Raw genomic sequence first — 21,094 nt, 5'->3', positions numbered from 1 at the left:
ACAGGCCGATCGGCCGATTTGTGCACAGGAAAACTCTCGGGTAAAGTAATTACTCGTGCTGAGGCGCCGGGAGCGCTGGTTTAGACCTGCGGATCCGGCCCGAAAGTTCCATTGGGATATGGTGTAATTGGCAACACTACGGTTTCTGGTACCGTCATTCTAGGTTCGAGTCCTGGTATCCCAGCTCTGAAAATCCGCGAATTTCCGCGGTTGATCAGGGGTTTTGAGTCGGTCCGCCGATTTGAAACACTTGCTGAGTGTATGAAATAATCGCTTAGCGCGAATGGCAGGAATGCTGTTCTGGAGAGTACGCGGCCCCATCGTATAGCGGCCTAGTACGCTGCCCTCTCACGGCGGTAACGCGGGTTCGAATCCCGCTGGGGTCACAGATAAGACGGTCCCGGGCATAAGCCCGGGGCCGTTTTTCGTTGTCCGGAGTCCTGCGGTCCGGAATCCCGCCGCCCGGAACTGGCATGATGATGCGGTGAGCCCCGATGAAACCCCCGGCCAGGCCGTTGAACTGCTGGAAGCCGTCCACCGCGACCTCGCCGCGACGGCCCTGCCGCTTGCCCTCCCCGGTGCGGATGCCGCCAGGCGGGATATCGGCGATGCCCTGGCGCAGCTCGAGGACTACATCCTGCCGCGCTACCGGAGCTTGGACGCGCCGCTGCTCGCCGTCGTGGGCGGTTCCACGGGCGCAGGGAAGTCGACCCTCGTCAACGGACTTGTGGGGCACGCAGTCACCCGCGCCGGTGCAATCCGGCCCACAACGCGGCAGCCAATCCTGCTGCACCACCCTGCAGACGGGCACTGGTTCGAAGGCCAGCGGGTCCTGCCGAGCCTGAGCCGGATCCGCGGCACGGCGGGCCAGGAGCCACTGCCCGCCAGCCAGGCCGGGCCAACGCCGGACGCCGCCGCGGTCTCCTCGCTGGTGCTGGTCGCCGAGGCGGCGGTGCCGCAGGGGATCGCCGTGCTGGACGCTCCCGACGTCGACTCGATCTCCGCTGACAACCGCAAACTTGCCGGCCAGTTGCTGGCCGCCGCCGATTTGTGGGTGTTCGTCACCACCGCCAACCGCTACGCCGACGCCGTCCCCTGGCGCCTGCTGCTGGACGCGGCCAGCAGGGACATCATGGTGGCCGTGGTGCTGGACCGGGTGCCGCCGGGCGCCGAGGCCGAGGTCAGCGCAGACCTCCAGTCCATGCTCAGCAGGGAAGGCTTGGGCGGCGCACGCCTCTTCGTCATCCCCGAGACGGCGCTGGACGGGATGGGCATGCTTCCTCCCGCCGCAGTGGAGCCGCTGCGGCTCTGGCTGCGGGAACTCGCCGCGGACGCCGCCGGGCGCTCCGAGATCGCCCGGCGGACGCTCAACGGAACCGTCAGGGCGCTGGGCAGCCGCGTGGACGCCGTTGCGCAGGCCGCCGGCGCCCAGGAGAATGCTGCTGAGGTCCTCGCGGGGGACGCCCGGGACGCCTACCGCGACGCCGTGGCCCGGATCCTGGAGGCCACCCGTGACGGCGCGCTCCTGCGGGGCGAGGTCCTGGCCCGCTGGCAGGACTTCGTGGGCACCGGCGAGTTCTTCCGGGCAATGGAGCAGACCATCGGCCGCTTCCGGGACCGCGCCGGTGCGTTCTTCCGGGGTGAACCGGCACCGGCGGTGCGCGTGGAGACGGCGATCGAAACCGGGCTGCAGGCCGTCATCATCGATGAGGCCGCCAACGCGGCGGAGGACTCGGACAGGCGCTGGCGCTCCGATCCGGCCGGCCGCCAACTGCTGGGCCCCGATGACCTGTCCGGAACCTCCGAAGGCTTCGCCGAGAAGGCCGCTGCCGAGATCCGGGCCTGGCAGGGGGACCTCATGGAACTCATCCGGACCGAGGGCCAGGGCAAGCGCACACAGGCCCGCTGGCTGTCCTTCGGGATCAACGGCCTCGGCGCCGCCCTTATGATCGTGGTGTTCTCGATGACCGCCGGACTGACCGGGCTGGAAATCGGCGTCGCCGGCGGTACCGCCGTCGTCGGACAGCGGTTGCTGGAGGCGGTGTTCGGTGAGGATGCCGTCCGCCGGCTCGCCCGGACGGCCCGAGAGGATCTCCACGCCCGCTGCCTGAACCTGCTGGAGGCCGAGCAGTGGCGTTTCCTGGCCCGGATCGAGGGCACCGGCGGGCCCACTCCGGCAGAGCTCGCCGGCCACGCCGCCGCGCTGCGACGCCTGGGAACCTCCGCATGAGCCGCCACGGCGCGGCCGCGGAGGCTTCCCGGCTGGACCGCCGGATCGACGCCCTGAACGAGGCGCGCGAACTGGCCGCGGGGGCGCTCCCGGAGGATGTCCTGGACGGCGTCCTTCAGGTGCTGCACCGGGCGGGCACGCGGCGTTCCCTCTCGGCGGACCACACCGTCGTCGGATTTTTCGGGGCCACCGGCAGCGGAAAGTCCTCCCTCTTCAACGCCGTCAGCGGCGAGGAAATCGCGACGGCGGCAGTCCGGCGGCCCACGACGTCCGAGCCGCTGGCCGGCATCTGGGGCGCCGAGGGGAGCGAGGAGCTGCTGGACTGGCTGGAGGTCCGGAACAGGCACCACGCTGCCCCGGTCCCCGGCTTCGCCGACGAGGGTACGGGCCTCATCCTCCTGGACCTCCCCGACTTCGACTCCACGCGCGCTGCCAACCGCGAGATCGTGGAACGGATGGTGGGACTCGTCGACGTCCTCGTCTGGGTGCTCGATCCGCAGAAATACGCCGATGCCGCCGTGCACAACGATTTCCTCACCCCGCTGGCCGCACACGGCGCCGTCACGCTGGTGGTGCTGAACCAGGTCGACAGGCTCCCGGGGCGGGACGTTCCGCCGGTGCTGGAGTCGCTCAAGGCCATCCTGGCGCGGGACGGCCTGGGCAAGGTGCAGGTCATTGGCGCCTCCGCTGTCGTGGGCAGCGGCGTCGACAAAGTCCGGGCGGCCATCGGCCAGGTGGCCAGGCAGCGGCAGGCCCAGTCCCAGCGCCTGGGCGCGGACGTCACGCGGGCCTCGGCCCGGCTCGCTGAGGCGTCGGGCGACGGCGAGGCAGCCGGAGTCACGGCAGCGTCGAAGGCCAGGCTGGCCGAGGAACTGGCCTTCGCCGCGAACGTCCCGCTCGTGGTGGAGGCTGTCGTCCGGTCCTACCGCCTGGAGGCGACCCGCCGCACCGGCTGGCCGGTGACGCGCTGGCTGGTCCGCTTCCGGCCCGACCCGTTGCGCCGGCTGAATCTGCGCCGGGAAGGCGCCAAACCTGAACTGAACCGCACGTCCCTGCCGCCTGCCGGCGCCCCGGAACGGGCCCGCACGGATGCCGCCGTCCGGGAATTTGCCGACGCAGCCTCCGACGGCGCCCCCGGCCCCTGGCGGGCAGTCATCCGCAGTGCCGCCCGCGAGGGCAGGGATCAGCTTCCGGATGCGCTGGACCAGGCCATCGCCGCGACGGATTTGAAAGCCGGCGGGACATCCTGGTGGTGGACGGTGTTCAACGTCGTCCAGTGGATTGCCTTGCTGGCGGCGCTGGGCGGATTCGCGTGGCTCGGCGTCCTGGCGGCTTTGGGCTATTTGCAGCTTCCCGTGCCGGAGGTGCCGCTGGTGCAGGGCTGGCCGGTGCCGACCGTGATGATCGCGGGAGGGGTGCTTCTTGGGATTGTCCTGGCCGTGCTGGCGAAGTTCATCGCGGGCGGCGCCGCCCGCGCACGGGGCGCGGCGGCCCGGAAACGGCTCAGGGCCTCTGTCGCTGCCGTGGCCGAGGATCTTGTGGTGGAACCGGTGGAGCTTGAGGTCAGCCGCCTGGGGTCGTTCAACAAGGCACTGCGGGCGGCGCGCTAGCTAGCCAGCGCTCCAGCACTGTGACAGCGGCAACGGGGGTGCTGTTGCCATCACAGCCCGGCGGCGTCCCGGACCTTGATCATGGTGCGCAGGTTGCGGGTGGTCGTGGAGGCCTTGTATTTCGGCTTCGAGGACAGCTTGCTGAACGGGCTGTCCAGCGTTCCCCCGGCCGGCGCAAGCCACGCCAGGGCCTCCGGCCCCAGCAGGGTCAGTTCGGCCCCGTCCATCGCTCTTCCGGCCTCGTAGAGCTCCGCAAGAACCTCGGCGTCCGAAGCGAGCGTGAGGTAGGTGTGGGTGGAGGAGTCATCCGCAGGGTAGGGGCAGGCCGCCACGAGTTCACCCACACGGTCCGCCGCCAGGACCACCACCCAGGCGTCATAGCCGAAGGCCTCCCGGAGGCACTCTTCGAACTCCTCCTTGACCCCTGCGGGGGGCAGCCCGCTGGAGAGCACGACGTTTCCGCTGGCCAGGAGGGTCTTCACGTCCGAAAACGGCCGGGACTTCAGGGCTTCCTTCAGCTCGGCCATCTTGATGGTGATGCCGCCGACGTTGACCCCGCGCAGGAAGACCGCATAGCTGTTCATGCGGACAGCCTATGCCGTCAGTCGTTGGTCTTGCGCAAGGCCTCGGTCAGCACCCGCGCCGCGTTGCAGACCACCTCGGCGTGCAGCCGGCCCGGCTGGCGGGTCAGGCGTTCAATCGGCCCGGAGATCGACACCGCGGCGATCACGCGGCCGGACGGACCGCGGACGGGGGCCGAGACGGAGGCGACCCCCGGCTCACGTTCGCCGAGGCTCTGGCCCCAGCCCCGGCGTCGTACTCCGGCCAGGACGGTGGGAGTGAAGCGGGCAGCCTGCAGGCCCTCCAAAAGGCGGTCGTGGTCCTCCCACGCGAGGAGCACCTGGGCGGCGGAGCCGGCCTTCATTGACAGCTGGGTGCCGACGGGAATGGTGTCGCGCAGGCCGATGGGCCGCTCGGCGGACGCGACGCAGACGCGCCAGTCGCCCTGCCGGCGGAAGATCTGAGCGCTCTCGCCCGTGGCATCGCGGAGCTGCATGAGGACCGGGCCCGCGGAGGCGATCAGGCGGTCTTCGCCGGCCGCGGAGGCGAGCTCCACGAGGCGGCTGCCGAGCACAAAACGGCCCTGGATGTCGCGGCTGACCAGCCGGTGGTGGACCAGCGCCAGTGCCAGCCGGTGCACGGTGGGCCTTGCCAGTCCTGTGGCTGCAACAAGCTGCGCCAGGGTGGTTGGCCCGGCCTCAAGTGCGTCAAGCACATGGGCCGCTTTATCGATGACACCGACTCCACTAGAATTGTCCATGTAATGATATTGCCGTCTCATTATCTGAGATGCAAGTCAGCGCGCTGGCGCATTACGCGGGAGTGCTGATTCAGTGGAGTCAGCAAGCTGGCAAGTACGTAGACCGCAGTGAAGGGAGCAGGCCGTGGCAAAGACACTGGCCGAGAAAGTCTGGGACGCGCACGTGGTGCGAAAGGGCGACGGCGAAGGAGCCAACGCCCAGCCAGACCTTCTCTTTATCGACCTCCACCTGGTGCACGAAGTGACGTCGCCGCAGGCCTTTGAGGGCCTCCGGCTGGCCGGGCGCCCGCTGCGCCGGCCAGACCTCACCATCGCAACCGAGGACCACAACACTCCCACGCTGGACATCGACAAGCCAATTGCCGATCTCACCAGCCGCACGCAGATCCAGACCCTGCGCAACAACTGCCAGGAGTTCGGTGTCCGGCTGCACTCCCTCGGCGACGCCGAGCAGGGGATCGTCCACGTTGTCGGGCCGCAGCTTGGCCTCACCCAGCCCGGCATGACCGTCGTCTGCGGCGACTCGCACACCTCCACCCATGGGGCCTTCGGTGCCCTCGCGATGGGGATCGGCACGTCCGAGGTGGAGCATGTCATGGCCACCCAGACACTGTCGCTGAAGCCCTTCAAGACGATGGCCATCAACGTCGAGGGCACCCTGAAGCCGGGCGTCTCCGCCAAGGACATCATCCTGGCCGTCATCGCCAAGATCGGCACCGGCGGCGGCCAGGGCTACGTGCTCGAGTACCGGGGCTCCGCGATCCGGGCGCTGTCCATGGAAGCCCGGATGACCATCTGCAACATGTCCATCGAAGCCGGCGCCCGCGCCGGACTCGTCGCCCCGGACCAGACCACGTACGACTACATGTTCGGCCGCCCGCACGCGCCACAGGGCGCCGAATGGGACGCCGCCGTCGAGTACTGGAACACCCTGCGCTCCGAGGACGACGCCACGTTCGACGTCGAGGTGGACCTCGACGCCGACGCGCTGGAGCCGTTCGTCACGTGGGGAACCAACCCCGGCCAGGGCGTGTCCCTGTCCGCGAAGGTGCCCTCGCCCGAGGACTTCGGTGACGAGAACGCCAAAGCCGCGGCGGAACGCGCGCTGCAGTACATGGGACTGGAGGCCGGCACCCCGATGAAGGACATCCGGGTGGACACGGTCTTCCTGGGCTCCTGCACCAACTCCCGGATGGAGGACCTCCGCGCCGCGGCGGACATCATCCGCGGCCGCACCAAGGACCCCAACATCCGGATGCTCGTGGTGCCCGGCTCCGCCCGGGTCCGCCTCGAGGCCGAGGCCGAGGGCCTGGACAAGGTCTTCAAGGATTTCGGCGCCGAGTGGCGCTTCGCCGGCTGCTCCATGTGCCTGGGCATGAACCCGGACCAGCTGGAACCGGGGGAGCGCTGCGCCTCGACGTCGAACCGCAACTTCGAGGGCCGCCAGGGCAAGGGCGGGCGCACGCACCTGGTTTCCCCGGTGGTGGCAGCCGCGACGGCGGTGCGCGGCACGCTGAGCTCGCCCTCGGACCTTGACCCCGCTGCCGGGTCTGCGGCCCGCAGCACCGACGCCGCGTAGCTACCCGCAGTCCCTGATCCACACAGCCCAGATCCATACAGTCCAGAAGGATCCGCCATGGAAAAGTTCACCACCCACACCGGCATCGGCGTCCCGCTGCGCCAGAGCAACGTCGACACGGACCAGATCATCCCGGCCGTCTACCTCAAGCGCATCACCCGCACCGGCTTCGAGGACGCGCTGTTCGCTGCCTGGCGGAAGGACCCGGCGTTCATCCTGAACCAGGAACCGTTCAACGCCGGCTCCGTGCTGGTGGCCGGCCCGGACTTCGGCACCGGATCCTCCCGGGAGCACGCCGTCTGGGCGCTGAAGGACTACGGCTTCAAGACCGTGCTGTCCTCGCGCTTCGCGGACATCTTCCGCGGCAACTCAGGCAAGCAGGGCCTGCTCGCCGCCGAGCTCGCCCAGGATGACATCGAACTCATCTGGAAGGAGCTGGAGAACGCCCCGGGCACCGCGGTCACCGTGGACCTCGTCTCCAAGACCGTCCAGTGCGGCAACATCGTGGCGCCCTTTGAAATTGACGACTACACCCGCTGGCGCCTCCTCGAAGGCCTGGATGACATCGGCCTGACCCTCCAGCACGAGGAAGACATCACCGCGTTCGAGGCCACCCGGCCCGGCTTCATGCCCAAGACGCTGCCGGCCAAGCTGTCCTGAAGCCTTCTCCTGCAGCAACGCGGGGTCACTTTTAGCCCATCCCGGCCCTTGGGATGGGCCGGAAGTGACCCCGCGTTGCTTTGCTTTCGACGGCGGGAACTGCGGCTAAGCCAACGGGCCGGACCGTGCCGTATTTCAGATCGGTAACGCAAGCTCCTATGCTTAGCAGGTGCCTTTGTAAGGATTTGGGGGCGAGTAGTCGTGAGGAAACCGGTATATGAGTAGTGTTCTGACAATCCGCGGAGGCGTCCCGCTGACTGGCCGCGTCACCGTGCGTGGGGCCAAGAATCTTGTCCCCAAGGCCATGGTGGCTGCCCTGCTGGGCAACGAGCCGTCCGTGCTGCGCAACGTCCCTGAAATCAAGGACGTCGAGGTTGTCACCAGCCTGCTCCAGCTCCACGGTGTCACCGTGGAAAAGGACCCGCTCACGGGGGACCTCACGCTCGATCCGACCAACGCGAAGACAGCCTCCCACACGGCCATCGACGCGCACGCCGGCGATTCCCGGATCCCGATCCTGCTGTGCGGTCCCTTGATCCACGCGATCGGCGAGGCCTTCATCCCCGACCTGGGCGGCTGCAAGATCGGCGACCGGCCCATTGACTACCACCTGAACGTGCTGCGGCAGTTCGGCGCCGTCGTCGAGAAGCGTCCCGGCGGCATCCACATCTCTGCGCCGGGCGGCCTCAAGGGCGCCAAGATCTCCCTGCCGTACCCGTCCGTCGGCGCCACCGAACAGGTGCTGCTGAGCGCCACGAGGGCCGAGGGCATCACCGAGCTCTCCGGCGCGGCCACCGAGCCGGAGATCGTCGACCTCATCGCCGTGCTGCAGAAGATGGGCGCGATCATCAGCGTCCAGACGGACCGCACCATCCGGATCGAGGGCGTCCCGGACCTCGGCGGCTACAACCACCGCGCCCTGTCGGACCGCAACGAGTCCGCCTCCTGGGCCTCCGCGGCACTGGTCACGCGCGGCGACATCTTCGTCGAAGGCGCCACCCAGCGCGACATGATGACTTTCCTCAACACGTACCGCAAAGTCGGCGGCGGGATGGACATCGGCGACGACGGCATCCGCTTTTATCACAAGGGCGGCAAGCTCAACCCGCTGGTCCTCGAGACGGACGTGCACCCGGGCTTCATGACCGACTGGCAGCAGCCCCTGATCGTGGCCCTGACGCAGGCTGAGGGCGTGTCGATCGTCCACGAAACCGTCTACGAAAACCGCTTCGGCTTCACCGACGCCCTCATCAGGATGGGCGCCAACATCCAGGTCCACCGCGAATGCCTGGGCAGCGTGCCGTGCCGCTTCGGCCAGCGCAACTTCCTGCATTCAGCCGTGATTTCCGGCCCGGCCCAGCTGACCGGCACGGATATTGACGTACCGGACCTGCGCGGCGGGTTCAGCCACCTGATCGCCGCGCTGGCCGCCAACGGCACCTCGCGGGTCACCGGAATCGACATCATCAACCGCGGCTACGAGCGCTTCACCGAGAAGCTCGCGGGCCTGGGCGCCGATTTCGACATCACCGCAGCCGAGTAGCGGGGACCAGGTGAAGGAATCGGCCAAGAGCCACATCACTTTTGTCGTTGTTGCCGGGATTGTCCGGCCGGTCATGAACCTCCTGATGCGGAAGAAATGGCTCGGCCTGGAGAAGCTTCCCGCCGGCGGCTTCATCGCAGCACCCAACCACTGCACGGAAATCGACCCCCTGGTGGTGGGGCACATGCTCTACAACCAGAAGCGGATGCCGCACTTCCTGGCCAAGGCGGGGCTCTTCAAGGTGCCCGTGCTGGGGTTCGTGCTCCGCGCCACCAAGCAGGTCCCGGTGGAACGTTCGACGGCGGGCGCCAACCGCTCGCTGCAGATTGCCAAGGAAGTGGTGGACGAGGGCGGCGCCATCATCATTTATCCCGAGGGCACGCTGACCCGTGATCCGGAGCTGTGGCCGATGAAGGGCCACACCGGTGCCGCGCGGATGGCGCTCGAAAGCGGCATCCCGGTGGTGCCGATGGCGCACTGGGGAGCCCACGAGGTCCTGCCCCGCTATGCCAAACGCATGCACGTCTTTCCCCGGAAGACCTCGCGCCTGGTGGTGGGCGATCCCGTGGACCTCAGCGCATTCGCCGGACGTCCGCTGGACAAGGCCACCCTCACGGAGGCCACGAACGTCATCATGGAGGCCATTACCGAGCTCCTGGCCACGCTCCGCGGGGGACAGCCTCCCCTGGTCCGCTGGGACCCTGCGGCCCACAAGCAGTCAACGCACGGCCGCTTCATCGACCAGGACGGCAAAGCCGGCGGTTCTGCCGCCGGCACCGGCGGCAAAACACCCGACGCCGGATCCGCCGACGCCGGCACAGCGACCGGCGCGGACGGCGTCAAATGACGGCGGACTTCGGCGGGACGGGCTCCGCCACCACGGTGGCCGTCCTCGGGGCGGGGTCGTGGGGGACCACGTTCGCGAAGATCCTCGCTGACGCGGCCACGGCCTCCGGCACCGAGCGCGATATCCGGCTCTGGGGCCGGCGGGGCGAAGTGGTCGACCAGATCAACCTGAAGCACCGGAACGAGCAGTACCTCAAGGACATTGCCCTTCCGCCCAGCATCACCGCGTCCACCGACGTCGCCGAAGTCCTCGCGGGCGCCCAGCTGGTGGTCCTGGCCGTTCCGGCCCAGACCCTGAGGCCGCAACTGCGCGAATGGAAGCACCTCGTGGAGCCTGGATCCCTGGTGGTTTCCCTGATGAAGGGACTCGAGCTGCACACCGATGCCCGGATGAGCGAAGTCATCTCCGAGGAGCTCAGCGTTCCCGCCAGCCGGATCGCTGTGGTTTCCGGACCCAACCTGGCCATGGAAATCGCCCGCGAGGAGCCCACGGCATCCGTGGTGGCCTGCACGGACCCGACCGCTGCCGGCTGGATCGCGCGCAGCTGCACGGCCCCGTACTTCCGCCCGTACACGACGGGGGACGTCGTCGGCGTCGAGATCGGCGGGATCGTCAAGAACATCATTGCGCTGGCCGTCGGCATCTGCGAAGGCAAGCGGATGGGTGACAACACGAAGGCCTCCGTCATCACGCGGGGTCTCGCCGAGACCTCCCGGCTCTCGCTCGCCCTGGGCGGCGAGGTACAGACGATGGCCGGGCTGGCCGGCCTTGGCGACCTTGTGGCGACCTGTTCCTCGCCGCTGTCCCGGAACCACACCGCCGGACGGCTTCTGGGCAAGGGCCTGACCCTGGACCAAGTGACCGCGGAAATGACGCAGACGGCCGAGGGGATCAAGTCCGCCCAGGCCGTCCATGAGCTGGCCGGCAAGCGTGGCGTTGAAATGCCCATCACCGCGGCGGTCGTCGCCGTGCTGGCCGGAAAGTTGTCCGTCGATGAACTGGGGCCGCTGCTGCTGTCCCGGGACCTGAAACCTGAAGGCGATTACTGACCGTGTCTGAAGAAAACGTGAACACAGAAGGCCAAGCCGCCCGGCCCCGCGTGGCGGTCCTGTTTGGGGGCCGTTCCAGCGAACACGCTGTCAGTTGCGTGACGGCGGCCGGGGTTCTCGGCGCCATCGACCAGACGAAGTACGAGGTCATCCCGATCGGGATCGCCAAGACCGGCCAGTGGGTGCTGGCCTCCGGCGACACGCATGACTGGTCGCTGTCGGCATCCTCCCTGCCCGAGGTCGCGTCCTCGGCCCGGACCGTGGCGCTGACCGAAATCGGCGGCGAGCACCAGCTGATCGTGGCCTCCCCGAACGAGGTCCCGCAGGAACTTGGCGCCGTCGACGTCGTGTTCCCGCTGCTGCACGGCCCGTTCGGCGAGGACGGCACCATCCAGGGTTTCCTGGAACTCTCCGACACCCGCTACGTGGGCGCCGGCGTGCTGGCGTCCGCCGTCGGCATGGACAAGCACTTCATGAAAGTGGTGTTCGAATCCGCCGGGCTCCGGGTGGGTCCGTACATTGCCGTGACCGACCGGCAGTGGCGCAATGACCCTGAGACGGTCCGCAAGCGCGTGGACCAGCTGGGCTTCCCCGTCTTCGTCAAGCCCGCGCGGGCCGGGTCCTCCATGGGGATCTCCAAGGTGGACTCCATCGACGGGCTCGACGCCGCGATCGAGGCCGCCCGCGAGCATGACCCGAAGCTTGTCATCGAGGCGGGCATTGTGGGCCGCGAAATCGAGTGCGCCGTGCTGGAAGGACGGGGGACTGACGCTCCCCGGACCTCTATGCCGGGCGAGATTTCCGTGGCAGGCGGCGGGCATGAGTTCTACGACTTCAACGCCAAATACGTGGACGACGCCGCGGACCTCAGCTGCCCGGCCGACCTCCCGGACGAGGCCAGCGCCCGGGTCCGCGAGCTGGCTGCTGTCGCGTTTGACGCCGTCGGGGCCGAGGGGCTGAGCCGGGTGGACTTCTTCTACACGCCTGAGGGCGAACTCGTTATCAACGAGATCAACACGATGCCCGGGTTCACGCCGAAGAGCATGTACCCGCAGATGTGGAAGGCCTCCGGCCTGGGCTACGCGGAGCTGATCGACGAACTGATCTACCTGGCGCTGCACCGCAAGACCGGCCTGCGCTAGCAGCTACTGGCTCGGCGGCAGGTTCTGCAGGTCCGCCTGGCCCACGCAGTTCCGCGCCGCCGGGACCTTCGCGGCAGCGGCGGCCAGGTCCGCGAGCACAGTGGCGGAGCTGATCTTGTCCGGGTCCATCAGGATCTCGGTGGCGGGCTCGCGTCCGAACGTGGTCAGGGTCCAGACCGGGTTGCCTTCCTTGATGACCCAGTCGACGCCGTTCACGCTGACGCAGCGGTCCGTCGTCGGGCCCGGAACATTCACTCCGCACCGCAGGATCACGAGGGACGGGTCACCCCAGGCAGCGGTGGCCTGGCTGTTGGTCTTGCGCAGCTTGGCCTCACCAATGGCATCGGGCAGCGCCACCATCATCGGGGCACAGGCGGCGTTTGCAGCGTCCTTGGCGGGCGCGACGTCGACAACCGGAGCGCAGGCGGCCAGCACGATCCCGGCGGCTGCCGCCGTGGCCAGAAAACGGAACGGACGTGCGGAAGCCGGGAAACGGTAGCGCTGCATGCGTTAAGCCTATCCCGGTGGTGGCGCACCGCAGTACGGGCCTGGAAGCGCCCTGAACCGGCAGTAGAGTCCCTACAGGAGCCCCAGCAGGTAGGATCCGTAACCGCTTTTCACGAGCGGCTCGGCCCTGGCCCGCAGCTCGTCGTCACTGAGGAAGCCCTGGCGCCACGCGATTTCCTCGGGTGCGCCGATGATGAGTCCCTGCCGCTTCTGGACCGTCCGGACAAAATTTGATGCGTCGTTGAGGTCGTCGAACGTGCCCGTGTCCAGCCACGCAGTTCCCCGGGGGAGGATCTCGACGTGCAGCTTATCCAGGGCAAGATATGCCTTGTTGACGTCCGTGATTTCGAGTTCGCCCCGGGGCGACGGCTTCAGCTCTCGGGCAATCTCCACGACGTCGTTGTCGTAGAAGTACAGCCCGGGCACCGCGTAGTTGCTCTTCGGCTGCGCGGGCTTCTCGTCCAGCGTCAGCACGCGGCCGGAATCGTCGAACTCGACGACGCCGTAGGCGCCAGGATCGTTGACCCAGTAGCCAAAGACCGACCCGCCGTCCACGCCAACGTACCTGCCGAGCTGGGCGCCCATGCCAGGGCCATAAAAGATGTTGTCGCCGAGGACGAGTGCCACGGAATCGTGGCCGATGTGTTCCTGGCCAAGGATGAATGCCTGAGCGAGCCCGTCCGGAGACGGTTGAACCTTGTAGGTGATGGAGACCCCGAATTGTGAGCCGTCACCGAGCAGCCGGCGGAAAGGATCCGAGTCGTGGGGAGCCGTGATAATCAGGATGTCCCTGATTCCGGCCAGAATGAGGGTGGAAAGCGGATAGTAGATCATCGGTTTGTCATAGACCGGGACCAGCTGCTTGCTGATGCCAAAGGTAATCGGATGCAGCCGTGATCCGGTTCCCCCGGCCAGAATGATTCCGCGCATGGGCACATCCTTTATGTTTCTTGGAGCAAGCGCAACGGGTAGGGTCTGACTCATGCAGCGACTACTCGTCACAGGTGGCGCAGGGTTCATCGGCGCCAGTTTTGTCCACTACGTTCTCGAGAACACGGACGCCCATGTGACGGTCCTGGACAAGCTCACCTACGCCGGAAACCTGGATTCGCTCGCGGGCCTTCCGGCGGAGCGCTTCGAGTTCGTCCAGGGAGACATCTGCGACGCAGGCCTGGTCGATCGGCTGGTTGCCGGCTGCGATGTCGTCGTGCACTACGCCGCGGAGTCGCACAACGACAACTCCCTGCACGATCCGCGCCCGTTCCTGGACACGAACATCATCGGCACGTACACGCTGATCGAGGCCGCGCGGAAGCACAGCAGGCGCTTCCACCACATCTCCACCGACGAGGTCTATGGCGACCTGGAGCTCGACGATCCGGAGCGGTTCACCGAAAACACGCCGTACAACCCCTCCAGCCCGTACTCCTCGACGAAGGCGGGCTCGGATCTGCTGGTCCGCGCCTGGGTGCGGTCCTTTGGCCTGCAGGCGACCCTCAGCAACTGCTCCAACAACTACGGTCCCTACCAGCATGTGGAAAAGTTCATCCCGCGCCAGATCACCAACGTGATCGACGGCATCCGCCCCAAGCTGTACGGCAAGGGCGAGAACGTCCGCGACTGGATCCACGCCAACGACCACTCCTCCGCCGTCCTGGCGATCATCGCCAAGGGCCGGATCGGGGAGACCTACCTGATCGGCGCCGGCGGCGAGAAGAACAACAAGGACGTTGTGGAGCTGATCCTGAAACTCATGGGGCAGGCGCCGGACGACTACGACCACGTCGTGGACCGGCCCGGCCACGACGTGCGCTACGCCATCGATTCCACGAAGCTCCGCGACGAACTCGGCTGGACGCCGCGCTTCCCGCACTTCGATGCCGGGCTGGAAGACACGATTCGCTGGTACCGGAACAACGAGGACTGGTGGCGTCCGCAGAAGGCGGCCACGGAAGCCAGGTACACGGAACAGGGCCAGTAGACCATGCCGATCGAGTTCTCGAAAAAGCTCACAGCGCACGAAACTCCGATTCCCGGCGTCGTCCTCTACGACCTTCCGGTCCATGGTGACAACCGCGGGTGGTTCAAGGAGAACTGGCAACGGGAAAAAATGGTGGCCCTCGGCCTGCCGGACTTCCGGCCGGTGCAGAACAACATCTCCTTCAATGAAAAGGCCGGCACCACCCGCGGCATCCACGCCGAGCCGTGGGACAAGTTCATTTCCGTCGCCACCGGCAGGATCTTCGGGGCGTGGGTTGACCTGCGCGAGGGGCCGTCGTTCGGCGCAGTTTTCACCGCCGAACTGGACGCCAGCCAGGCCATCTTCATTCCCCGCGGCGTGGGCAACGCCTTCCAGACCCTGGCGGACAACACCGCCTACACCTACCTGGTCAACGACCACTGGTCCGCCGACGCCCAGGGCCAGTACACCTTCCTGAACCTCGCCGACGAGACCGCAGCCATCACGTGGCCGGTTCCCCTGGGCGAGGCCGAACTCTCGGACAAGGACAAGGGGCACCCGCGCCTCGCGGACGTCACCCCGATGCCGCCGAAGAAGACCCTCGTGATCGGCGCCGACGGCCAGCTCGGCAAGGCCCTGCGGCAACTGTACGACGGCGACACGTCCGTTGAGTTCGCCGGCCGGGCCGAGTTCGACCTGGGCAGCGAGGATGCCTTCGCCGCGCGGAACTGGAAAAACTACTCCACGATCATCAACGCCGCGGCCTACACAGCCGTCGACGCCGCCGAAACCCCCGAGGGCCGCAAAACCGCCTGGGCCGTCAACGTCACCGCCGTCGCCCGGCTGGCCCGGACCGCCGTCGAGCACGGCCTGACCCTGGTGCACATCTCCTCGGACTATGTCTTCGACGGCACAACTGAAGTCCATACCGAGGACGAACCGTTTTCACCGCTGGGGGTGTACGGGCAGACCAAGGCCGCGGGAGATGCCGTGGTCAGTGTGGTTCCCCGGCACTACATTGTGCGGACCAGCTGGGTCATCGGAGACGGCGGCAACTTCGTCCGGACCATGGCTTCCCTCGCCGAACGGGCGATCGAGCCTTCGGTGGTCGATGACCAGATCGGGCGGCTCAGCTTCACCGAGGACATCGCCGCCGGCATCCGGCACTTGCTCGCAACCGGCGCCCCCTTTGGCACCTACAACCTAAGCAACAACGGGAATCCGCAGTCGTGGCAGGACATCGCAGCCGATGTGTTCGAACTCGCCGGGGGAGCGCGGACGGCTGTGACCGGAGTCAGCACCACGGAGTATTTCAAAGGCAAGAGTGCCGCCCCGAGGCCGCAAAACAGCACCCTCGAACTCGGCAAGCTGGCAGCCCAGGGGTTCCACCCGCCCGCGGCCGCGACACGGCTCCGCGACTACGTAGGCCAAGATGACCGCACACGCCCAAAAACCGCAGACGTCACACCGCCGCGGTAGCGTAGGACTGTGCCTGATCGTTTGAACGAACCGTCCCTGACCGCCTCACCACTGAACGTTTCACCACAGACGTCCCCACCCCTGACCGTCGGCGGGCTCTCCGAATCCGAGCTCCTGGAACGTATCTTCCCGCGCCTGCATTACGGCCAGGAACACAACCCGTCCCTGATTCTGGGCCCGGGCGACGACGCCGCCATCGTGGCCGCCCCGGACGGCCGGACCGTCCTCAGTATCGACACGCAGGTGGCGGACCAGGATTTCCGGCTCGAGTGGAACAACGGCTACCGGACCACCGGCTACGACGTCGGGTGGAAGGCCGGCGCGCAGAACCTCAGCGACATCAACGCCATGGGTGCCCGCGCCACGTCCCTCGTCGTCAGCCTCACCATGCCACCGGAAACCCGGGTCGCCTGGGTGGAGGACTTCGCTGACGGGCTTTCGGCAGCGATCCGGGAGCTGGGCGCCCCGGACTGTGCCGTGGCCGGCGGTGACCTTGGCCGGGGCCGTGAGCTGGCCGTCAGCGTAGCAATCCTCGGCACCCTCAGCGGCCGGGCGGCCGTGCTTCGCTCCGGCGCCCGCCCGGGAGACACCCTGGCGCTGGCCGGCACAGTGGGGCGTGCCGCTGCGGGTCTCGCGCTGCTCGAGTCGGCAACCCCGGTCGAGAAACTGAGCAAGGCGCAGCGCGGCCTGATGGACACCCAGTGCAGGCCCCAGCCTCCGCTCGCGGCGGGCCCGCTGGCCCGGGATTCCGGGGCCACGGCCATGATCGATATTTCCGACGGGCTGGTCCGGGACGGCAACCGGATGGCGTCCGCCAGCCGCGCCGTCCTGAACCTCGACGCGGCGGTATTGAAGGAACTGGCGGCTCCCCTCCTGCCCGCCGCCGAGCTGCTCGGCACAGATCCGATGGCCTGGGTCCTGGGCGGCGGGGAGGACCACGGGCTGCTGGCCACATTCCCCGCGGGAGTTCAGCTGCCTCACGGTTTCACTGCGATAGGCTCGGTAGAAGCCCCTGCACCAACGGACAGCGCGGGCGTCAAAATAGCGGGAAGGCCCGCTGACTCTGTGGGATGGGATCACTTTGCAGACTAAAATTGCCGCCAACGCGCAAGCGATGAAGCGGTGGTTGAGCAAGGCAGAAACAACGCTTGGAAACCACAGCGACCGCCTGAACGCCATCAACATCTTCCCCGTCGCCGACGGCGACACCGGCACCAACCTCTACCTGACGGTGCGCGCCGCCGCCCGCTCACTCCAGAGCCTGGATACCGCCGCGCTGCCCCAGATCAGCCCCGATTCGTCAGTGCATTCGTTCGGCCCGCCGGATCCGCGTCAGAACGACGTCGGCGCCGTCCTCGCCCAGGCAGGCCAGGCAGCCATGGAACAGGCGCGCGGCAACTCCGGGACCCTGTTCGCCGTCTTCCTCTGCGCCGCAGCCGAGCCCCTCGCGGGCCACCAGCGGCTGAGCGCACCGCTGCTGGCCGCGGCTTTGAACCGTGCCCAGCTCCGGGCCTGGTCCGCGTTGAGCGACCCGGTACCCGGAACCATGCTCTCCGTGATGGAGGCCGCCGCCCGCGCCGCGGCCGCCGTGGACTCGGCGCACGACGGGGACGACAGCAACCACACCCTTGGCTTGGCCCTGGACGCCGCTGTGAACGCCGCCGTCGCGGCAGTGGTGCGCACCGAAGACCAGCTGGAGGCGCTGCACAACGCCCACGTGGTGGATGCCGGCGGTGTCGGGATGCTGCTTATCCTCGACTGCCTCCGCTCAGCGGTCCTCGGCGAGGACCTTCAGGACCGCCTCCTGGACGGCCTGCACGGCTACGACGTCCAGGACCCGCACATCCACGCGGGCATGCCGCGGGACGAGGGGGTGGAAGTCATGTGCACGATCACGCTCTCCCCGCTCGACGCCGCCATGATGCGCCAGCGGCTCGATGAAATGGGCGACTCCGTCATCATGAGCCAGGTCGGCGGAGTCCCCGACGCGACCGGTGCCTACCGCTGGCGCGTCCACGTCCATGTGCCGCAGGCCGAGCCGGCCGTGGCCATGATCCGTTCCCTCGGCGTGCCCTCGGACATCAGCATCAGCGAGCTGGCCGTGCCGGACGCTGAACCCCTGGATACCGGAACCCTGGACGCCGGTGCCCGTGAACCCGCAGGACAGGTCCCCGACGGACATGAACGCTGACCCGAACAACGCCGAAATGCACAACGCTGAAATGCCCGGAGCTGAACGGCACAGCGCTGAACTGCACCTTGGCCTCGAGCGCCGGATCGGCAAGCGTTCCGCGGCCGTCATCGAAAAGCACCTCGGCATCAGCACCGTCGGCGGGCTGCTGAACTACTTCCCCCGCCGCTACCTGAGCCGCGGCGAACTCACCCCCATCAGCGAGGTCCCGCTCGACGAGGAAGTGACCCTGATTGCCCGAGTGGTCTCCACCAGCACCCGGCCCATGCGCGCCCGCCGCGGTTCGCTGACCGACGTCGTGATTTCCGACGACGCGGCGTCCGCGGGCACCGGGATGGGCAGCGGCACGCTGAAGGTGAGTTTCTTCAACGGCTTCCGGGCCAAGGCCGAACTCCAGCCGGGCCGCCGCGCCATGTTCTCCGGCAAGGTCACCCGCTACGGCGGCTCCCTCGGGCTGACCAACCCCGACTTCCTGCTCCTGGACGAGGACCCGGACACCCCCGGGATGGACCCGGAGAAGCTCGCCGCCATGCCCATCCCCGTGTACCCGGCCACCGCCAAGCTGACCAGCTGGTCCATCCAGAAAGTCATTTCAACCCTGCTGGACACCGTGGAGCTCGACACCCTGCCGGACCCGCTGCCGGGGGACATCGCCGCGCGGGAGAAATTCCTGCCGGTCGCTGACGCCTACCGGCTTATCCACGCGCCGCAGACGCCTCCGGACTGGCAGCGGGCCAGGGACCGGTTCCGCTACCAGGAAGCCCTGGTGCTCCAGTCGGCGCTGGCCCGGCGCCGCGCCCAGCTGGCCGCGGAGGAGGCCACCGCCCGCCGTCCCGCCGCGGAGGGGCTGCTCACCGCTTTTGACCGGCAGCTGCCGTTCACCCTGACCGCCGGCCAGGCCGCCGTCGGCAAAACCCTGGCCGCGGAACTCGCCCAGGACTCGCCGATGAACCGCCTGCTCCAGGGCGAAGTCGGCTCCGGCAAGACAATCGTGGCACTGCGCGCCATGCTGCAGGTGGTGGATGCCGGCGGGCAGGCTGCCCTGCTGGCCCCCACCGAGGTCCTCGCCGCGCAGCACTTCGAATCGATCCGGCGCACGCTCGGGCCGCTGTCCCGGGACGGCCTGCTGGGCGGCTCCGGCCCCGACGCCGTCCAGGTCACCCTCCTCACCGGGTCCATGCCCACCGCCGCGCGGAAGCAGGCCATGCTGGACGCCGCCTCCGGCACTGCCGGGATCGTCATCGGCACCCACGCGCTGCTCAGCGACAACGTGTCCTTCTACGACCTCGGCCTGATCGTGGTCGACGAGCAGCACCGCTTCGGCGTCGAACAGCGGGACGTGCTCCGGTCCAAGGCGAGCAAGCCTCCGCACCTGCTGGTCATGACCGCCACGCCCATCCCGCGGACCGTGGCCATGACCGTGTTCGGGGACCTTGAGACCTCCATCCTGGACGAGCTGCCGGCCGGCCGCGCACCCATCACCACCCACGTCGTCGGACTCGCGGAGCACCCGGCGTGGGCCACACGCATCTGGACCCGCGCCCGGGAAGAGATCGACGCCGGCCATCAGGTCTACCTCGTCTGCCCCAAAATCGGCACCGACGACGACGGCGACTTCAGCCCCGGGGAAGCCGAACCGTCGGCAGCGGACCTCGAAGACGACAACGGGGCGCGCGAACTGGCGTCGGTGACCGGCGTCGTCGAACAGCTCCGGGACGAACCCGCCCTGGCCGGCGTGCCCGTCGCGCCGTTGCACGGCCGGCAGGACCCGGCCCTGAAGTCCGAGACCATGGCCGCCTTCACCGCCAACCAGGTCAAGCTGCTGGTCTCCACCACGGTGATCGAAGTGGGCGTGGACGTCCACAACGCCACCCTCATGGTGATCCTGGACGCGGACCGCTTCGGCATCTCCCAGCTCCACCAGCTCCGCGGCCGGGTGGGCCGTGGAGGCCTGCCGGGCACCTGCCTGCTCGTGACCACGCTGGAACCCGGCCACCCGAGCCGCCGCCGGCTCGAGGCCGTGGCGGCCACGACCGACGGGTTCGAGCTCTCCCAGGAGGACCTCAAGCTGCGCCGGGAAGGCGACATCCTGGGCGCGTCCCAGTCCGGCGGCCGGTCCACCCTGAAGCTGCTGCGGGTCCTGGAACACGAGGACGTGATCGCGCGGGCGCGGCAGGATGCCTGGCAGATCGTCGGCGGCGACCCGTCCCTGGGCTCCCATCCCGGGCTCGCCGCGGCGATCGACGAATACCTCAACCCGGAAAAGGAGGCGTTCCTTGAACGCGGCTAACAGCATCCAGGAATTCGCGCATGTGTCTCAGGTGGCACGGCCATGAGCCGCATCATTGCCGGGGCCGCGGGCGGAACCACCCTGGTCAGCGTCCCCGGATCACTGACCCGCCCGACGACGGACCGGGTCAAGGAAGCGCTCTTTTCCCGGCTGGACGCCTTCGAGGTCATAGCGGACGCACGGGTGCTGGACCTCTACGCCGGCTCCGGGTCACTGGGCGTGGAAAGCGCCAGCCGCGGCGCGAAATCCGTGGACCTGGTGGAATTCGACGGCAAGGCCAGCGAGGTCTGCCAGCGCAATGCTGACCTCGTCAACACCGTTGCGCAGCAAAAAGTGGTCTCCGTGCACCGCTCCAAGGTCGAATCGTTCCTGGACCGGACCCAGCCCGGGGTCCTCTGGGACCTCGTCTTCCTTGATCCGCCCTACCCCCTGGACGAACCGGCGCTGGCGGTGGTGCTGGCCAAGCTGCTCCCGCACCTGGCCGAGGGCGCCGTCGTCGTCGTGGAGCGCTCCTCCCGGGCCCCCGAACCGTCCTGGCCGGACGGGCTGGAGAGGTTCGCGGAACGCAAGTACGGGGAGACCAAGCTCTGGTTCGCCGAACCCGGCGTGGAGGCGGGCCCGGAGGATGCTTCGGACCAGGCAGCGGAGCCCGAGGGGAGCTAGTCCCGCCCCGGCGGAGCCGCCGC

The 21,094-nt window shown here is 68.1% G+C and carries 18 protein-coding genes and 2 tRNA genes; 16 read left to right on the top strand and 4 right to left on the bottom strand.

Annotation, left to right across the window (positions count from 1 at the left end; translation table 11 throughout):
* Nucleotides 1-112 precede the first annotated feature (112 nt).
* The 4 genes from LDO13_RS11330 (at nt 113) to LDO13_RS11315 (ending at nt 3,840) form a co-directional block, all read left to right on the top strand.
* Nucleotides 113-184 (top strand) — tRNA-Gln (locus tag LDO13_RS11330).
* Between the two features lie 129 nt (nt 185-313).
* Nucleotides 314-386, top strand: a tRNA-Glu gene (locus LDO13_RS11325).
* A 98-nt stretch (nt 387-484) separates the two neighbouring features.
* Complete coding sequence (locus tag LDO13_RS11320) at nt 485-2,230, top strand: dynamin family protein (RefSeq protein WP_224046845.1); 1,746 nt, start codon at nt 485-487, stop codon at nt 2,228-2,230.
* A complete protein-coding gene (locus tag LDO13_RS11315) occupies nt 2,227-3,840 on the top strand; it encodes a GTPase (RefSeq protein ID WP_224046844.1) in 1,614 nt (537 codons plus the stop codon). The genes LDO13_RS11320 and LDO13_RS11315 overlap by 4 nt, the downstream gene beginning before the upstream one ends.
* A gap of 50 nt (nt 3,841-3,890) precedes the next feature.
* Here the strand turns inward: LDO13_RS11315 and LDO13_RS11310 are convergent, their stop codons facing one another.
* Nucleotides 3,891-4,424 carry a DUF1697 domain-containing protein gene (locus tag LDO13_RS11310; RefSeq protein ID WP_224046843.1) on the bottom strand — a complete coding sequence of 178 codons (534 nt, stop codon included), beginning with the start codon at nt 4,422-4,424 and terminating at the stop codon, nt 3,891-3,893.
* A 17-nt stretch (nt 4,425-4,441) separates the two neighbouring features.
* A complete protein-coding gene (locus tag LDO13_RS11305) occupies nt 4,442-5,161 on the bottom strand; it encodes an IclR family transcriptional regulator (protein WP_056426387.1) in 720 nt (239 codons plus the stop codon).
* Nucleotides 5,162-5,285: 124 nt separating this feature from the next.
* Between LDO13_RS11305 and leuC the strand changes: the two genes are divergently transcribed.
* From leuC to LDO13_RS11275, 6 genes are all read left to right on the top strand, one after another.
* Nucleotides 5,286-6,740 (top strand): 3-isopropylmalate dehydratase large subunit, encoded by a 1,455-nt coding sequence (leuC, locus tag LDO13_RS11300; protein ID WP_224046842.1) that lies wholly within the window; start codon nt 5,286-5,288, stop codon nt 6,738-6,740.
* Between the two features lie 57 nt (nt 6,741-6,797).
* Nucleotides 6,798-7,400: a 3-isopropylmalate dehydratase small subunit gene (leuD, locus tag LDO13_RS11295; RefSeq protein WP_224046841.1), complete on the top strand. Its 603-nt coding sequence runs from the start codon at nt 6,798-6,800 to the stop codon at nt 7,398-7,400.
* 217 nt (nt 7,401-7,617) lie between these two features.
* Nucleotides 7,618-8,943, top strand: a complete 1,326-nt coding sequence (gene murA, locus LDO13_RS11290) for a UDP-N-acetylglucosamine 1-carboxyvinyltransferase (protein WP_224046840.1) — start codon at nt 7,618-7,620, stop codon at nt 8,941-8,943.
* Nucleotides 8,944-8,953: 10 nt separating this feature from the next.
* Complete coding sequence (locus tag LDO13_RS11285) at nt 8,954-9,790, top strand: lysophospholipid acyltransferase family protein (protein WP_224046839.1); 837 nt, start codon at nt 8,954-8,956, stop codon at nt 9,788-9,790.
* The gene (locus LDO13_RS11280; RefSeq protein WP_224046838.1) at nt 9,787-10,839 is read left to right on the top strand and encodes an NAD(P)H-dependent glycerol-3-phosphate dehydrogenase; all 1,053 of its coding nucleotides are present in this window, start codon (nt 9,787-9,789) and stop codon (nt 10,837-10,839) included. Before LDO13_RS11285 ends, LDO13_RS11280 begins: the two co-directional genes overlap by 4 nt.
* A gap of 2 nt (nt 10,840-10,841) precedes the next feature.
* Entirely contained in the window at nt 10,842-11,981 is a 1,140-nt protein-coding gene (locus LDO13_RS11275) for a D-alanine--D-alanine ligase family protein (RefSeq protein ID WP_224046837.1), read from the top strand.
* Nucleotides 11,982-11,984: 3 nt separating this feature from the next.
* Here LDO13_RS11275 and LDO13_RS11270 read toward each other — a convergent pair whose 3' ends face one another.
* Both LDO13_RS11270 and rfbA read right to left on the bottom strand, forming a co-directional pair.
* Nucleotides 11,985-12,488 (bottom strand): DUF3515 family protein, encoded by a 504-nt coding sequence (locus LDO13_RS11270; protein ID WP_224046836.1) that lies wholly within the window; start codon nt 12,486-12,488, stop codon nt 11,985-11,987.
* 72 nt (nt 12,489-12,560) lie between these two features.
* Nucleotides 12,561-13,418, bottom strand: a complete 858-nt coding sequence (gene rfbA, locus LDO13_RS11265; RefSeq protein ID WP_224046835.1) for a glucose-1-phosphate thymidylyltransferase RfbA — start codon at nt 13,416-13,418, stop codon at nt 12,561-12,563.
* Between the two features lie 52 nt (nt 13,419-13,470).
* Between rfbA and rfbB the strand changes: the two genes are divergently transcribed.
* From rfbB to rsmD, 6 genes are all read left to right on the top strand, one after another.
* The gene (rfbB, locus tag LDO13_RS11260) at nt 13,471-14,469 is read left to right on the top strand and encodes a dTDP-glucose 4,6-dehydratase (protein ID WP_224046834.1); all 999 of its coding nucleotides are present in this window, start codon (nt 13,471-13,473) and stop codon (nt 14,467-14,469) included.
* A 3-nt stretch (nt 14,470-14,472) separates the two neighbouring features.
* A complete protein-coding gene (locus LDO13_RS11255) occupies nt 14,473-15,927 on the top strand; it encodes a bifunctional dTDP-4-dehydrorhamnose 3,5-epimerase family protein/NAD(P)-dependent oxidoreductase (protein WP_224046833.1) in 1,455 nt (484 codons plus the stop codon).
* 81 nt (nt 15,928-16,008) lie between these two features.
* Nucleotides 16,009-17,019 carry a thiamine-phosphate kinase gene (gene thiL / locus LDO13_RS11250; RefSeq protein WP_224049763.1) on the top strand — a complete coding sequence of 337 codons (1,011 nt, stop codon included), beginning with the start codon at nt 16,009-16,011 and terminating at the stop codon, nt 17,017-17,019.
* Nucleotides 17,020-17,041: 22 nt separating this feature from the next.
* On the top strand, nt 17,042-18,118 hold the full coding sequence (locus LDO13_RS11245) for a DAK2 domain-containing protein (protein WP_224049762.1): 1,077 nt from the start codon (nt 17,042-17,044) through the stop codon (nt 18,116-18,118).
* 31 nt (nt 18,119-18,149) lie between these two features.
* Nucleotides 18,150-20,408 carry an ATP-dependent DNA helicase RecG gene (locus LDO13_RS11240; RefSeq protein WP_224049761.1) on the top strand — a complete coding sequence of 753 codons (2,259 nt, stop codon included), beginning with the start codon at nt 18,150-18,152 and terminating at the stop codon, nt 20,406-20,408.
* Between the two features lie 42 nt (nt 20,409-20,450).
* The gene (gene rsmD, locus LDO13_RS11235; protein WP_224046832.1) at nt 20,451-21,071 is read left to right on the top strand and encodes a 16S rRNA (guanine(966)-N(2))-methyltransferase RsmD; all 621 of its coding nucleotides are present in this window, start codon (nt 20,451-20,453) and stop codon (nt 21,069-21,071) included.
* The last annotated feature ends 23 nt before the right edge of the window (nt 21,072-21,094 follow it).

The sequence above is a fragment of the Arthrobacter sp. NicSoilB4 genome (genome assembly GCF_019977335.1).
In the GTDB taxonomy this organism is placed as follows: Bacteria; Actinomycetota; Actinomycetes; order Actinomycetales; family Micrococcaceae; genus Arthrobacter.
The sequence above is the reverse complement of the archived record's forward strand: the minus strand, read 5'-3'. Positions and strand labels throughout refer to the sequence as shown.